This is a genomic window from Roseateles sp. L2-2, assembly GCF_050613215.1.
Taxonomy (GTDB): Bacteria; Pseudomonadota; Gammaproteobacteria; order Burkholderiales; family Burkholderiaceae_C; genus Roseateles; species Roseateles noduli.
Map to the genome: position 1 here is coordinate 5,874,475 of NZ_CP192509.1, position 13,214 is coordinate 5,887,688.

Sequence of the window (13,214 nt, forward strand, 5' to 3'; positions counted from 1 at the left end):
GCGGCGACAATACCCGGTTGCCCACGCCCGAGCCGCCGCCGTGTCCATCGCACCCCCGCCCACCCGTCCGCTGTCCGATCTGAAGAAGACCGGCCAGAAGGCGCTGACCTCGTACCGCCCGTTCTGGGCGAAGCGCTTCGGTCCCGCCCCCTTCCTGCCGATGTCGCGGGAGGAGATGACGCAACTGGGCTGGGACAGCTGCGACATCATCATCGTCAGCGGCGACGCCTATGTGGACCATCCGAGCTTCGGCATGGCGGTCATCGGGCGGACGCTGGAGGCACAGGGCTTCCGCGTGGGGATCATCGCGCAGCCCGATTGGAACTCTCCGGACGCGTTCCGCGCCCTGGGCAAGCCCAACCTGTTCTTCGGCGTGGCGGCCGGGAACATGGATTCGATGATCAACCATTACACGGCGGACCGGAAGATCCGCTCGGACGACGTCTACACGCCCGGCGGCGGCGCCGGCAAGCGTCCCGACCGTGCGACGCTGGTCTACACGCAGCGCTGCAAGGAGGCGTTCAAGGACGTCCCCGTGATCATCGGCGGCATCGAGGCCTCGCTGCGCCGCATCGCCCATTACGACTACTGGCAGGACAAGGTCCGGCGCTCCATCCTGGTGGACTCCAAGGCCGACCTGCTGGTCTACGGCAACGCCGAGCGCGCCATCATCGAGATCGCGCACCGCCTGTCGCAGAAGAAGCCGATCGAGTCCATCACCGACGTGCGCGGCACCGCCTTCATGCGCAAGCCGGACGACGCCGCGCTGGACGGCTGGTTCGAGATCGACTCGACCGACGTCGACGCCCCCGGCAAGATCGACGCGCTGCTCAGCCCGTACATGACCACCGAGGAAGCGGCCGCCGACCAGGGCACCGATTGCTCGAAGCAGCAGGAACAGGCGCAGGCCGCGGCCATGCCGGGTGCTGCGGGTTCGCCCGGCACTCCGGCGGGTGCCGCGGCGCAGCCGGGCATGCCCGAGATCAAGCCGATCAAGATCATCCGCCAGACGCTGTCCAAGACCGACGGCCGCGCGCTGGTCACGCCGCGCGAGCGCACCGTGATCCGCCTGCCGGCCTACGAGCAGGTCAAGAGTGATCCGGTGCTCTACGCCCACGCCAACCGCGTGCTGCACCTGGAGACCAACCCCGGCAACGCGCGCGCGCTGGTGCAGCGGCATTCGTCGGGCGGCGTCGATCGCGACGTGTGGCTGAACCCGCCGCCCATCCCGCTGACGACGGTCGAGATGGACCATGTCTTCGACCTGCCCTACGCCCGCAGCCCGCACCCGGTCTACGCCGACGAGAACGGCAGCCACGACCACGCCACCAAGATCCCGGCGTGGGAAATGATCCGCTTCTCGGTGAACATCATGCGCGGCTGCTTCGGCGGCTGCACCTTCTGCTCGATCACCGAGCACGAGGGCCGCGTGATCCAGAGCCGCAGCGAGGACTCGGTCATCCGCGAGATCGAGGACATCCGCGACAAGGTCAAGGGCTTCACCGGGATCATCTCGGACCTGGGCGGCCCCACCGCCAACATGTGGCACATCGGCTGCAAGAGCCCCGAGATCGAGGCCGCCTGCCGCAAGCCGAGCTGCGTCTATCCGGGCATCTGCCCGAACCTGCACACCGACCACGGTCCGCTGATCAAGCTGTACCGGCGCGCCCGCGCGCTGCGCGGCGTCAAGAAGATCCTGATCGGCTCGGGTCTGCGCTACGACCTGGCGATCGAGTCCCCGGAGTACATCCAGGAACTGGTGACCCACCACGTGGGCGGCTACCTGAAGATCGCGCCGGAGCACACCGAGGGCGGACCGCTCTCGAAGATGATGAAGCCGGGCATCGGCACCTACGACCGCTTCAAGCAGCTGTTCGAGCAGGCCAGCGCGGCCGCGGGCAAGAAGCAGTTCCTGATCCCCTACTTCATCGCGGCGCACCCGGGCACGGCCGACGAGGACATGATGAACCTCGCCCTCTGGCTCAAGCGCAACGGCTTCCGCGCGGACCAGGTGCAGACCTTCTACCCGAGCCCGATGGCCACCGCCACGGCGATGTACCACTCGGGCAAGAATCCGCTGAAGAAAGTGACCCGCGACAGCGAGCCGGTCGACATCGTCAAGGGCGAGCGCCGTCGGCGCCTGCACAAGGCCTTCCTGCGCTACCACGACCCCAACAACTGGCCGCTGCTGCGCGAGGCGCTCAAGGACATGGGCCGCGCGGACCTGATCGGCAACGGGAAGAACCACCTGATCCCGACCTTCCAGCCGACCACCGACGGCGCCTACGAGTCGGCGCGCCGCAAGAACTCGACGCAGGCCGGCGAGAAGGTCGCGCCGAACAAGCCGCGTTCAGGTCAGATCCTGACCCAGCACACCGGCCTGCCGCCGCGGGCGACCGGCGCGAAGCCGGCGCCGCGGGGCAAGCCGCTGCAGGGCGGGAAGCCGGCGTCGCAGCCAGCGATCAGATCGGCGGGCAAACCGGCAATCAAGCCGGCGATCAAGCCGGCCTCCAAGCGCGGTCAGCGCTGATCGTCGGCGGGTGGAGCCGCCGGCTTCACCCACTGCCAGACCTTCCATCCCAGGCTGATCCAGGCCCAGAGGCGGGCGATCCGACCCGGCGAACTGTCGGCGGCCTCGGGCTCGTGCCGGCGGAACGCCCGGATGAGTCCCGCCAGACCGCCCGCCGCGGCCATCGCCGCCAGGGTCCGCCACAGGCGCGGGAGGCTGCCGGCCAGGCGGTAGAGGGAATGCCCCCGCTCGGCCCATCGCATCGGGCCTTCGAGCCCCTGCACGTCGTCTCGCAGGCCGAGCCGCAACTCGGCGCTGCGCAGTTGCAGTTCGAGCTGCCGCAGCTGGAGCCGCTGACGCGCGTCGCCCCACATCACCGTCGCGCTCCCTGGCCGCCGGTCGCTTCCGCGCCGTCCTCGGGCTCCAGCGCCCGCCGGTCGCGCGCCAGTTCCGCGACGCTTGCCGCGAACGGCTTGCCCGTCGCGAGTTGCTGCTTCGCCCAGAACCAGCATCCCGCGGCGCCGATCAGGAACGCGGCGCCCAAGCCTGCGCCTACCGGGGCGCGCCACACGTCGGGCACCCACAGCAGCGCAGCGAACACCAGCATCAGCAGTGCCGCCACGCCCAGCAGCAAGGCCAGCAGCAGCGCGGTCAGCGCGCCGAACAACCGCAGCAGTTCCGACTGCAGTTCCACGCCCAGCAATTCCAGCCGCACGCGGGCCAGTTCGAGCGCCCGGTCAGCCACCCGCCGCAGCCGTTCCGTCAGCCCCGGATCGCGTGATTCCATCGATTGTTTCTCCTCTGTGTCCGTCCCCTCGGTGTGCGAAAGCTATCACTGAATCGGGGGAAACGAGGGCGTTCTTTGTCCGATTCCGCCACAGGCCTTGGGCTACAGTGCGGTAACGCCTGGTTGCGCGGACCCCGCGCCGCCGGCCTGACAAGGTTCATTCAATGCCTGATCGCCAGCACACGCCGCACTCCGCCGTCGTCGAAGACGACGACCTGCTGCAGTTCCTGGACGACCACGAGCACGCGTCCGACGAGCCCCTGGAAGCGCCCAGGCCCTGGCGGGTGCTGATCGTCGACGACGACACCGACGTCCACAAGGCGACCGAGCTCGCCATGCAGGGGCTGCAGGTCGAAGGCCAGCCGCTGGCCTTCCTCCACGCCAAGTCCGCCGCCGAGGCCCGCTCGCTGCTGGGCCACGAACCCGACATCGCCGTCGTGCTGCTGGACGTCGTCATGGAGTCCGACGACGCCGGCCTGCAGCTGGTGCGCCACATCCGCGAGGAACTGCGCCAGCGCGCCGTGCGCATCGTGCTGCGCACCGGCCAGCCGGGTTATGCGCCGGAGATCGAGACGGTCCAGGCCTACGACATCAACGACTACAAGACCAAGTCGGAGCTGACCCGCACCCGGCTCTACACGGTGCTGACCGCCGCGATCCGGTCGTACCGGCAGATCCGCGCGCTGGAGGCGAACCGCCAGGGCCTGGAGATGATCGTGGAGGCCAGCACCGAGCTCGGCCGCCAGCACGGGCTGCATCGTTTCGCCGAAGGCGTGGTCACGCAGCTGTGCGCGCTGCTGGGCACGCTGCCCGAGGGCCTGGTCTGCGTGCAGGCCCCCAACCACAACAGCGGCGATACCAGCGGCGACGCCCGCGTGATCGCTGCCGCCGGCCAGTACAGCTCGCTGATCAACCGCCCGCTGCACGCGGTGCCGGCCGGCAAGATCCGCGAACTGCTCTCGCGCTGCCTGTCGGCGGGCCACAACCTGTACGAGGACGGCTGCACCGTCCTGTTCTTCGGACTGCCCAGCGGTCGCGCGATGGCGGCGCTGGTCGAAGTCCAGCGCGAGCTCGACGAACTCGACCGCCAGCTGCTGCGCGCGTTCTGCTCCAACATCGCCGTCGGTTTCGAGAACGTCATGCTGTACACGCAGCTGACCGACCAGGCCTACAACGACCCGCTGCTGCAGTTGCCGAACCGGACCCGCTTCATCGAGCTGCTGGAGCACAACCTCAAGTCGCCCGAAGGCATCACGCTCGCGCTGATCGACCTGGACGACTTCGCCGACGTCAACGACGCCTTCGGCCATCGCTTCGGCGACCAGGTGCTGCAGGCGGTATCGCAGCGGCTGGCGCAGCGGCTCGGATTCAACACCGCGATGGCGCGGATCTCGTCGAACGCCTTCGGCCTGCTGGGGCCGGACGACATGGTCAACGGCCATCGCATCGGCACGGCCTTCGAGGACCCCTTCACCGTCGCCGGCGAGCGGCTGCAGCTGTCGGCCACCACCGGCCTCGTGCGGCTGGCGCAGTCGCGCGCGCTGGGGTCGGAGCTGCTGCTGGACGCGCAGATCGCGCTCAAGCGCGCCAAGGCGGGTAACCGCGGCGCGTCGCAGTACTTCTCGCCGGAAATGGGCGTCGACGCGCGCGAGCGCTTCAAGCTGCTCAAGGGCCTGCGCGCCAGCTTCGAGGAGCGTCGGCTGTTCGTCGTCTACCAGCCGCAGGTCGAGCTGGCCACGCACCGCGTCATCGGCGCCGAGGCGCTGCTGCGCTGGCGCACCGATGAAGGCAAGTTCGTGCCGCCCGACCAGTTCATCCCGCTGGCGGAGCAATCCGGACTGATCGTCCCGATCGGCGAATTCGTGCTGAGGACCGCCTGTCGGCAGGTGCGTCAGTTGCGCGACGGCGGCTATTCGGACTTCCGCGTCGCGGTGAACATCTCTCTGGCGCAGTTCCGCCATCCGGCCTTCATCGACACGGTCCGCCGCGCGCTGGCCGATGCCGACGTGCCCGGTTCGGCGCTGGAGCTGGAGATCACCGAATCGATGGCGATGGAAGAGGTCTCAGCCGTGCTGCGGGTGCTCGCGGAGATCCGCGGGACCGGCGCCTCGGTGGCGATCGACGACTTCGGCACCGGCTTCTCATCGTTGAGCCAGCTGCGTCGGCTGGATGTCGAACGGCTCAAGATCGACCGCGCCTTCGTGCGCGAGGCGCAGAGCTCCGCCGCGGGCGCGACGATTGCGCAGATGGTGGTGAACCTGGGGTGCAGCCTCGGCATGCGGGTCGTCGCCGAGGGCATCGAGACCGAGGAACAACGCCAGCACCTGCTGGCGCTGGGTTGCCATGAAGGCCAGGGCTGGCTGTTCGCCAAGCCGATGCCGGCGGACGAACTGGACCGCTGGCTGGCGGCGCCCAAGGCCTGGGAGACGAATCCGCCGCAGGCGGTCGCCCAGACGGTGCTGGCAGCGCCCTGCGCCGCGCCGGTCAACAGCGGTCGTTGAACGACTGCTGTCGCTGATCGACGGCGGCGCGAGCGCCGTCGCCGATCACCTTCCCGGTCAGCCGCAGATCAGCGGCGGGTCAGCAGCAGCCCGATCAGCAGGCCGACGCCGGCCGCGACGCCGACGGATTGCCACGGGTTGTCATGCACGTAGTCGTCGGTCGCCTTGCCGGCGGCCTTCGCGCGATCGACCGCGGCGGACTGGAAGTCGCTCAGGCTGGACTTGGCGCGATCCAGCGTCGACTGGACACGGGCGCGCAGTTCGGAAGCACCGGCGCTGGTCTGGTCCGCCGTGGCGCGCAGCAGCGATTCGGCATCGCTCACCACCTGGTTCAGGTCGTTCAGCAGGCGGTCGGAGGGAGAGGTCTTGGCCATGAGCGTTACTCCTTTTGGTCGGTTTGTGGGATCAGAAAGCGCATAGGCGCGGGCCGGAGTCCGGTTGTACGTCTGTCGAGCAGTGCTCGGCAAGTCGCCCTGACGGGAGTCCGACCGCGGCACGCGGGTTTGCCGAGCTACCCATCGGGCCGTTGGCAGCGACTATGCGAGGGGGCCATGCCCGCCTGTCCGGCAGATTTCGTTCCCGGGGCGGGCCAGCGTCGGAGGAAGACTCATCCGGGCGAGCCGTCATCGTCGTCGCAAACGGCGTAGTGCTGCACCAGGAAATAGCGCTCGCGGCGTTCGCCTTCGACGATCAAGACCTGACCCTCCAGCGCCTCCAGCTCCGGATCGCGGAACGGGTTGGCGCCGGCGCGGCGCAGCACGAGGCGCTCGCCCCCGGCCACGGCGAGCAGCAGCGCCAGACGCTCGCTCTTGCTGCCGGCGTCGACGCGCTCGCGGCAGAGGCGGCCGCGCAAGCGTTCAGCGGGGCCGGCGGCGTCAGGTCCGTCGAGGTCAGCGGGCATGCATGCGTCTCACGTGCAGGAGGCGGCCGTCCTGTTCGGTCGCGATCAGCGCCAGCAGCCGGCGATCGACCCAGCCCTTGTAGACATGGATCGTGCGCTGGCCCGGCGCACCCGCGATGCGGTAGCTGATGGGCGTGCAGTGGTCGGGGTCGATGCCGGACTCCTTGAGCATCGGCCGCACGGCGTCGACCACCGCCTTGGCGGGCGCCGTCTCCGTGGGCAGCAGTCGGGGCAAGGACCGCGCCAGGTTGCGGCCTTCGCGCTCCAGGCGCTCGCGCCGCAGGCCGCGCACGCCGCGGTCCTCCACGGCGGCGAAGGCTTTCCGGAATGCCTTGGTGCGCGACAGTGCATGACCCGATCCCGCCACCGGCTGCAGCGACGGGTCGCCCAGCAGGTAGAACTGGCCGAGCGTCTTGAGGTCCATCGGATCCAGGTGGGTGCGCTCGCCGGCGAACTTCTGACGGGCTTCGAGCAGCGCCCGGCCGAGCGAGGCGCCGGCCAGCACGCGTTGCAGGAAATACTGGCAGATCAGGTCGGCCGAGCCGTTGCCGTCGCTGGGGCCGTAGGCGACGGTCGTGCTGCCGAGGAAGCCGCAGGCGCCGTCGGCCAGGTAGCGCAGCGCCATGGGCCAGTCGCCGTCCGCCTGCGCCGGGTCGAAGAGCTGCGCGCCGTAGCAGCACTCGGCGGCCACGACGGTGCCCGCGGTGACGCGGTCGCGCAGCAGTGCCGAACGCATGGCCACCGGGAAGTCCTCGCCGTGCTGGCCGTAGTACTCGGGTGCATCCTCGGCACCGTGGCAGTTGATGAAGTGCATCCGCGGCGCGAGGTCCGCCTTGGCCCACTTCGGGCCGCCGGGCGGCGAGAGGTGCAGGCGGTCGGCGTTGCCGAAGGTGTTGGTGAGGCTGAGTCGCGTCGACGCCTGCCAGACCTCGGCCGACAAGCCGAAGCTGTCGGCGAAGGCGTCGCGCGGCAGGCCCTTGTGGCGGGCGGCGGCGCGGATCAGCTGGAGCAGCAGGTCGGGTTTGGAGGCGCCGGCCAGATCCGGGAGCCGGCCGACGACGCGCGTCGGTCCGAGGAAACGGTTCGGGTCGGTCGAGTAGGCGGCCTCGCACGCATACGGCAGGTCGCTGGGGACCAGCTTGTCCGAGTCACCGAGCTCGCCGCCGTGCGCCGGATTCTTCAGCGGGACCATCGGCATCACGTCGGGCCCGCCGATCAGCACGAAGTAGTGCGGCAGGCGCGCATGGGCCAGCGCGTCGATGGCGCCCTTGAGCGACTTGGCGTCCGGCCGCGCCGGCACGGGAGCGACGCCGTAGGGCTTCATCGTCGACGCCAGGTCCACCGCCACCACGAGCGTGTCGACGCCGCGCCGCTTGTCGGCGGCGGCCAGCGCCTTCAACGCCGCATCGATCTTCGCGAGCGCCGCGGCGCCGTACTTGGCGCGCAGCGCGCCGCGATGAACGATCACCAACTTGTCCATGGGAGTTCCTCCTCGGTGGGGTCGTACCGGTTCTGGAGCCGGAAAGAGTTGATCCTAGGCATCGGCGGCCCATGCGGCAATGCACAAGCGTGGGAGGCCTATGGCTCGCTGTCATCAAGCGTGCATGCGGGCTTTGCAAGATGCGCCCGCCATGCAAGCATCCGTAACACCTCCCCGCAAGACCGAGCTGGCGCGCGAGATGCTCGCGCCGGGACAACGCCGGCTGCCGCCCGCGCTGCGCGCGCTGCTGATCACCGTCGACGGCAAGCGCAACGCGGAGGAGCTGCGCCAGCTCGGCCGCGGCCTGGGCCTGGGCGACGACGGCCTGACGCGCCTGGTCGACCAGGGGCTGGTCGAAGTGCCGGTCATCGTCGTGCCGCCGCCGGCGGCCGCCAAGCGTCCCGCTGCTCCAGCCGCTCCCACGTCCACCGCCGCTCCCGCTGTTCCGGCGGTTCCGGCAGTTCCCATCGTCACCGGCCTCGACGTCATCGACGAAGCCGAGGTGCGCGAAGCCGCCGCGCTGGCGCGCGCCGCACAGGATCGGGCGCGCCGGCTCGTGTCGGCGAAGTTCTTCGGTCTGGACCTCGTCACCCGCATGCTGGCCGGCCGCGAGGGCGAACTGCGGGATCTGGCCCGACAGGCCGATACCGAAAGCCGCTTCCTGGAATGGGTCGACCTCTGCTGCGAGCGCATCGAGGCCGAATCCGACGCGGAGCGCGCGACGAAGTTTCGCGACAGCGTGGCGCAGACGCTGACCGCCGGCTGAAGGTCGTGATTCACCGTCCTCATGCCCAGGTCAGCGCGGCCACGAACAGCTGATCGATCTTGCGGTACTTGCGCAGCAGCAGGCTGGCCGCCTCCATGGTGGTGCCGCTGTCGACGACGTCGTCGATCAGCAGGGCGTTCCACAGTCCCTGGTTGCGGATCTCGTCGTGCAGCGAGAAGGCGTGGGTCAGGGCCAGCAGTCTTTCCTCGCGCGTCGGGAAGTCCTTCAACGGGCGCGACAGGGGCGTCTTGAGCAGCAGCCGCTCGAACACGGGCACACGCAGCTGCAGCGCCAGCTCGCGCGCGACCAGCGACATCGGCTGCCATGGACGCACGCGCGACGGCGGCATCGGCACGATGAAGCCGATCGGCCCGAGGCGCGGCAGGATGAAGTTGCGCACCGCGCGGGCGAGCGGCTCGGCCTGCGACTTGTCGCCGCGGTGTTTCAGCTGGAACAGCGCCTCGCCGGCGTCGGTGCGGGTGTGGTCGAACCTCGGGCGGCCCTCGCTGTCATTCCCCAGATAGACGCTGCAGAGCATCTGCTTGTCGAGCACGAAACCCGCCGACCACGGACCGTCGATCTGTCGCAGGGAGACTTTCATCGAAACGCCTTTCGAACGTGGAAAGGCGCTTGGTTGGCGGGTCGAACGGATGGTTCGAGATGCACTCGTCATGCGCGCCAGCTCGGGATCGCATGACTCCGGGCGGGTTGATCGCCTATGCTGAAGCTTCGCCTGGTCCCGAAACCGATGCTCAGGAGTTGCGATGAAACCCACGCCTGCCGGCTGGCCGCGTCTGTCCAGCGCCGTGTTCTACGACAGCGCCGCCGAGGCGATCCCGTGGTTGTGCAAGGCCTTCGGGTTCGAGGTGCAGCTGCGGGTGGACGGCGACGACGGTTCGGTCGTGCACAGCCAGCTCACCTACGGCGAGGCGCTGATCATGGTCAGCGAAGGCGGCGAGGGGGAGCGCTCGCAGCGCTTCGGCATCCCGCTGCGCAGCCCCAAGGGCGTGGGCGGCGCCAACACGCAGAGCCTGATGGTGTATGTCGACGACGCCGCCGCGCACTGCGAGCGCTCGCGCGCGGCGGGCGCCACCATCGTCTACGAACCGAAGATCGAGGACTACGGCCCCGAGTACTGGGCCGACAAGAGCTACGGCGTGCTCGACCTCGGCGGGCACCTGTGGTGGTTCGTGGAACGGATCAGGGGTTGAACGTTCCTGGTCGGCGGGGAGCCCGGCATCGCGCCGCGCGCTCCCGTCGGCTCACCCCTTGCGCTTCGCCAGGATCGCCTTCCCCACGCGCGAGACGGGCGGGCGGCCCAGCACGCCGGAGATGAACGCGCCGGCGTCGACCAGCCTGTCGATGTCGATGCCGGTCTCGATGCCCAGGCCGTTCAGCAGGAACACCACGTCCTCGGTCGCGACGTTGCCGGTCGCGCCCTTCGCGTACGGGCAGCCGCCGAGGCCGGCGACGCTCGCGTCGAAGGTGTGGATGCCCATCTCCAGACAGGCGTAGATGTTGGTCAGCGCCTGGCCGTAGGTGTCGTGGAAATGACCGCTGACCTCGACCAGCGGGTAGTGCTTCAACGCCCGCTCCATCGCGGCCTGCACCTTGCGCGGCGTGCCGACGCCGATCGTGTCGGCAACGCCGAGGTGGTCCACGCCGATGGCCTTCATCAGCTGGACGACGCGTTCGACCTCATCCGCCGAGACATCGCCCTGGTACGGGCATCCGACGGAACACGACAGCGCGCCGCGCACCTTGATGCCGGCCTCGTGCGCCGCAGCCACCACGGGCGCGAAACGCTCGATGCTCTCGGCGATCGAGCAGTTGATGTTCTTCTGCGAGAAGGCCTCCGACGCCGCCGCGAAGACGACGATCTCGTCGGGCTTCGTCGGCAGCGCGCCTTCCAGGCCCTTCATGTTGGGCACCAGCACGCTGTGCCGCACGCCGGGCCGGCGCTCGATCGCCGCCATCACCGCCGTGTTGTCCGCCATCTGCGGCACCCACTTCGGCGAGACGAAGCTGGTGACCTCGATCTCCTTCAGACCGGCGTCCTGCAGCAGCGAAACGAGCCGGGCCTTGTCGGCCGTGCCGACGTTCTCCTTCTCGTTCTGCAGGCCGTCGCGCGGGCCGACGTCCACGAGGGTGACGCGGGTAGGCAATGTCGTCATGGCTTGATCCTCTGGCTGACTGTCTGGCTTACTCCCTCTCCCGCTTGCGGGAGAGGGCGGGGGTGAGGGCCAACGGCCTCACGACTGCAGCCGGAGCAGCTCGGCGCCGTCGCCGACCTGGTCGCCGATCGCGAACAGCAACTCCGCCACCACGCCGTCGCGCGGCGCGGTGATCGTGTGTTCCATCTTCATCGCTTCCATCACCGCCAGCGGCTGGCCCTTGGTGATCGCGTCGCCGGGTTGCGCCAGGAAAGCCACCAGCTTGCCGGGCATCGGCGCGGTCAGCCGACCGGCTTCCGATTGACCCTGACCCGCGTGGGCGATGACGTCGACCTCGGTCACCAACGCCGAGCCGTGCGCGCCGAACACCGCGACCTGCTCGCCCACCTTGTAGGTCGAGACAGTGACGCGACGCTCGCCCAGGTAGAGCTCATGCTGCTCCGGCCCCTTCGAACGCACCGCCAGCACGATCGACTCGCCGCCGACGTTCAGCGACAGGCTGCCGTGATGGTGACGCGCCAGCAGCACCTGGTGATGCTCGCCGTCGACGTCCAGCTCGAAGCGGCGCTGCGCCGCGCCGAACATCCGCCATCCGTCGCGGCGGCTCCACGGATCGGTGGATTCGGTCAGCGCCTCTTCCGCCAGCGTGTGCGCCACGACAGCCGCCGCGGCGTCCGCCAGCGGCAGGCCCGGCTGGCCGAACAGCACGGCCTTCTCGCGCTCGATCAGCGCGGTGTCCAGATCGGCGTTGGTGAACGACGCCGTCGCCGCGCAGCGGCGCAGGAACGCGACGTTGGTGTGCAGGCCGACGATGTGCGTGTCGCGCAGCGACGCGTCCAGCAGCGCCAGCGCCTGCTCGCGCGTCTCGCCCCAGACGATCAGCTTGGCGATCATCGAGTCGTAGAACGGGCTGATCGCGTCACCCTCGCCCACGCCCGAATCGATGCGCACGCCCGCCCGCTGGAACGCCTCATGCGCCGGCCAGCGCGCCACCGACAGCGTGCCGGTCGCGGGCAGGAAACCGCCCTCGGGGTTCTCGGCGCAGATGCGGGCCTCGATCGCGTGGCCGTGCATGCGCAGCTGGTCCTGCTTCAGCGGCAGCGGCTCGCCGGCCGCCACGCGCAGTTGCCATTCGACGAGATCCTGCCCGGTGATCGCCTCCGTCACCGGATGCTCGACCTGCAGCCGCGTGTTCATCTCCATGAAGTAGAAGCGGCCGTCCTGTTCGGCGATGAACTCGACGGTCCCCGCGCCCTGGTAACCGACCGCCTTCGCGGCCGAGACCGCGGCAGCACCCATCTCGGCGCGGCGCTCCGCCGTCATGCCGGGCGCCGGCGCTTCCTCCAGCACCTTCTGATGCCGACGCTGCACCGAGCAGTCGCGCTCGAACAGGTAGACGCAATCGCCGTGGCTGTCGCCGAAGACCTGGATCTCGATGTGACGCGGGCGTTGCACGTAGCGTTCGATCAGCACCGCGTCGTCGCCGAAGCTGTTGATCGCCTCGCGCTTGCACGACGCGAGCGCGGCGTCGAATTCCTCGTCCGCGTGGACCGCCCGCATGCCCTTGCCGCCGCCGCCCGCGCTGGCCTTGATCAGCACCGGGAAGCCGATGCGATTGGCTTCTCGACGCAGCAGCGCCGGATCCTGATCCGCGCCGTGATAGCCCGGCACCAGCGGCACGCCGGCCAGCTCCATCAGGCGCTTGGATTCAGCCTTCAGACCCATCGCCTGGATCGCCGACGGCGGCGGGCCGATGAACACGAGCCCCGCATCCGCGCAGGCCTGCGCGAACTCCTCGTTCTCGCTGAGGAAGCCGTAGCCCGGATGCACGGCCTGCGCGCCCGTGGCCTTGGCGGCATCGAGGATGCGCTGCCACTGCAGGTAGCTGTCGCGCGGCGCGGGGCCGCCGATGCGCACGGCCTCGTCGCAGGCCTGGACGTGACGCGCATCGGCGTCCGCGTCGGAATAGACGGCGACGGTCTTCACGCCGAGACGGCGCGCCGTGGCGGCGACGCGGCAGGCGATTTCGCCGCGGTTGGCGATCAGGATCTTCTTGAACACGGGTGTCTCCTCATGTTTCGGGTCCTCGGCGCGTC

Annotated in this window: 12 protein-coding genes; 4 read left to right on the forward strand and 8 right to left on the reverse strand. The window is 69.6% G+C overall.

Annotated elements, in window-relative coordinates; all coding sequences use genetic code 11:
• Nucleotides 1–40 precede the first annotated feature (40 nt).
• The gene (locus ACQZ13_RS26205; RefSeq protein WP_431048771.1) at nucleotides 41–2,530 is read left to right on the forward strand and encodes a YgiQ family radical SAM protein; all 2,490 of its coding nucleotides are present in this window, start codon (nucleotides 41–43) and stop codon (nucleotides 2,528–2,530) included.
• Here the strand turns inward: ACQZ13_RS26205 and ACQZ13_RS26210 are convergent.
• Nucleotides 2,521–2,883, reverse strand: coding sequence for a hypothetical protein (locus tag ACQZ13_RS26210; protein WP_431048772.1), 363 nt, complete (start codon nucleotides 2,881–2,883; stop codon nucleotides 2,521–2,523). The genes ACQZ13_RS26205 and ACQZ13_RS26210 overlap by 10 nt on opposite strands.
• Nucleotides 2,883–3,296 (reverse strand): phage holin family protein, encoded by a 414-nt coding sequence (locus ACQZ13_RS26215; RefSeq protein WP_431048773.1) that lies wholly within the window; start codon nucleotides 3,294–3,296, stop codon nucleotides 2,883–2,885. Before ACQZ13_RS26215 ends, ACQZ13_RS26210 begins: the two co-directional genes overlap by 1 nt.
• A gap of 164 nt (nucleotides 3,297–3,460) precedes the next feature.
• Between ACQZ13_RS26215 and ACQZ13_RS26220 the strand changes: the two genes are divergently transcribed.
• A complete protein-coding gene (locus ACQZ13_RS26220; RefSeq protein WP_431048774.1) occupies nucleotides 3,461–5,797 on the forward strand; it encodes an EAL domain-containing protein in 2,337 nt (778 codons plus the stop codon).
• Nucleotides 5,798–5,865: 68 nt separating this feature from the next.
• Here the strand turns inward: ACQZ13_RS26220 and ACQZ13_RS26225 are convergent, their stop codons facing one another.
• The 3 genes from ACQZ13_RS26225 to ACQZ13_RS26235 form a co-directional block, all read right to left on the reverse strand.
• Nucleotides 5,866–6,171 carry a DUF883 family protein gene (locus ACQZ13_RS26225; protein ID WP_431048775.1) on the reverse strand — a complete coding sequence of 102 codons (306 nt, stop codon included), beginning with the start codon at nucleotides 6,169–6,171 and terminating at the stop codon, nucleotides 5,866–5,868.
• A gap of 233 nt (nucleotides 6,172–6,404) precedes the next feature.
• Complete coding sequence (locus ACQZ13_RS26230; protein WP_431048776.1) at nucleotides 6,405–6,698, reverse strand: hypothetical protein; 294 nt, start codon at nucleotides 6,696–6,698, stop codon at nucleotides 6,405–6,407.
• Nucleotides 6,688–8,178 carry a hypothetical protein gene (locus ACQZ13_RS26235; RefSeq protein ID WP_431048777.1) on the reverse strand — a complete coding sequence of 497 codons (1,491 nt, stop codon included), beginning with the start codon at nucleotides 8,176–8,178 and terminating at the stop codon, nucleotides 6,688–6,690. The genes ACQZ13_RS26230 and ACQZ13_RS26235 overlap by 11 nt, the downstream gene beginning before the upstream one ends.
• A 151-nt stretch (nucleotides 8,179–8,329) precedes the next feature.
• Between ACQZ13_RS26235 and ACQZ13_RS26240 the strand changes: the two genes are divergently transcribed.
• Nucleotides 8,330–8,944, forward strand: coding sequence for a hypothetical protein (locus ACQZ13_RS26240; protein ID WP_431048778.1), 615 nt, complete (start codon nucleotides 8,330–8,332; stop codon nucleotides 8,942–8,944).
• Nucleotides 8,945–8,963: 19 nt separating this feature from the next.
• Here ACQZ13_RS26240 and ACQZ13_RS26245 read toward each other — a convergent pair whose 3' ends face one another.
• Entirely contained in the window at nucleotides 8,964–9,545 is a 582-nt protein-coding gene (locus ACQZ13_RS26245) for a ComF family protein (protein ID WP_431048779.1), read from the reverse strand.
• Nucleotides 9,546–9,708: 163 nt separating this feature from the next.
• Between ACQZ13_RS26245 and ACQZ13_RS26250 the strand changes: the two genes are divergently transcribed.
• Nucleotides 9,709–10,155 (forward strand): VOC family protein, encoded by a 447-nt coding sequence (locus tag ACQZ13_RS26250; protein WP_088407822.1) that lies wholly within the window; start codon nucleotides 9,709–9,711, stop codon nucleotides 10,153–10,155.
• A 51-nt stretch (nucleotides 10,156–10,206) separates the two neighbouring features.
• Here ACQZ13_RS26250 and ACQZ13_RS26255 read toward each other — a convergent pair whose 3' ends face one another.
• Together ACQZ13_RS26255 and ACQZ13_RS26260 are read right to left on the reverse strand one after the other, a co-directional pair.
• Nucleotides 10,207–11,118, reverse strand: coding sequence for a hydroxymethylglutaryl-CoA lyase (locus ACQZ13_RS26255; protein ID WP_431048780.1), 912 nt, complete (start codon nucleotides 11,116–11,118; stop codon nucleotides 10,207–10,209).
• 78 nt (nucleotides 11,119–11,196) lie between these two features.
• Complete coding sequence (locus tag ACQZ13_RS26260) at nucleotides 11,197–13,179, reverse strand: acetyl/propionyl/methylcrotonyl-CoA carboxylase subunit alpha (RefSeq protein ID WP_431048781.1); 1,983 nt, start codon at nucleotides 13,177–13,179, stop codon at nucleotides 11,197–11,199.
• Between the last annotated feature and the right edge of the window lie 35 nt (nucleotides 13,180–13,214).

Coding starts and splice junctions, on each gene's coding strand:
- ACQZ13_RS26210 (WP_431048772.1), bottom strand. CDS start 2,883: ATGTGGGGCGACGCGCGTCAGCGGCTCCAGCTGCGGCAGCTCGAACTG.
- ACQZ13_RS26215 (WP_431048773.1), bottom strand. CDS start 3,296: ATGGAATCACGCGATCCGGGGCTGACGGAACGGCTGCGGCGGGTGGCT.
- ACQZ13_RS26220 (WP_431048774.1), top strand. CDS start 3,461: ATGCCTGATCGCCAGCACACGCCGCACTCCGCCGTCGTCGAAGACGAC.
- ACQZ13_RS26225 (WP_431048775.1), bottom strand. CDS start 6,171: ATGGCCAAGACCTCTCCCTCCGACCGCCTGCTGAACGACCTGAACCAG.
- ACQZ13_RS26230 (WP_431048776.1), bottom strand. CDS start 6,698: ATGCCCGCTGACCTCGACGGACCTGACGCCGCCGGCCCCGCTGAACGC.
- ACQZ13_RS26235 (WP_431048777.1), bottom strand. CDS start 8,178: ATGGACAAGTTGGTGATCGTTCATCGCGGCGCGCTGCGCGCCAAGTAC.
- ACQZ13_RS26240 (WP_431048778.1), top strand. CDS start 8,330: ATGCAAGCATCCGTAACACCTCCCCGCAAGACCGAGCTGGCGCGCGAG.
- ACQZ13_RS26245 (WP_431048779.1), bottom strand. CDS start 9,545: ATGAAAGTCTCCCTGCGACAGATCGACGGTCCGTGGTCGGCGGGTTTC.
- ACQZ13_RS26250 (WP_088407822.1), top strand. CDS start 9,709: ATGAAACCCACGCCTGCCGGCTGGCCGCGTCTGTCCAGCGCCGTGTTC.
- ACQZ13_RS26255 (WP_431048780.1), bottom strand. CDS start 11,118: ATGACGACATTGCCTACCCGCGTCACCCTCGTGGACGTCGGCCCGCGC.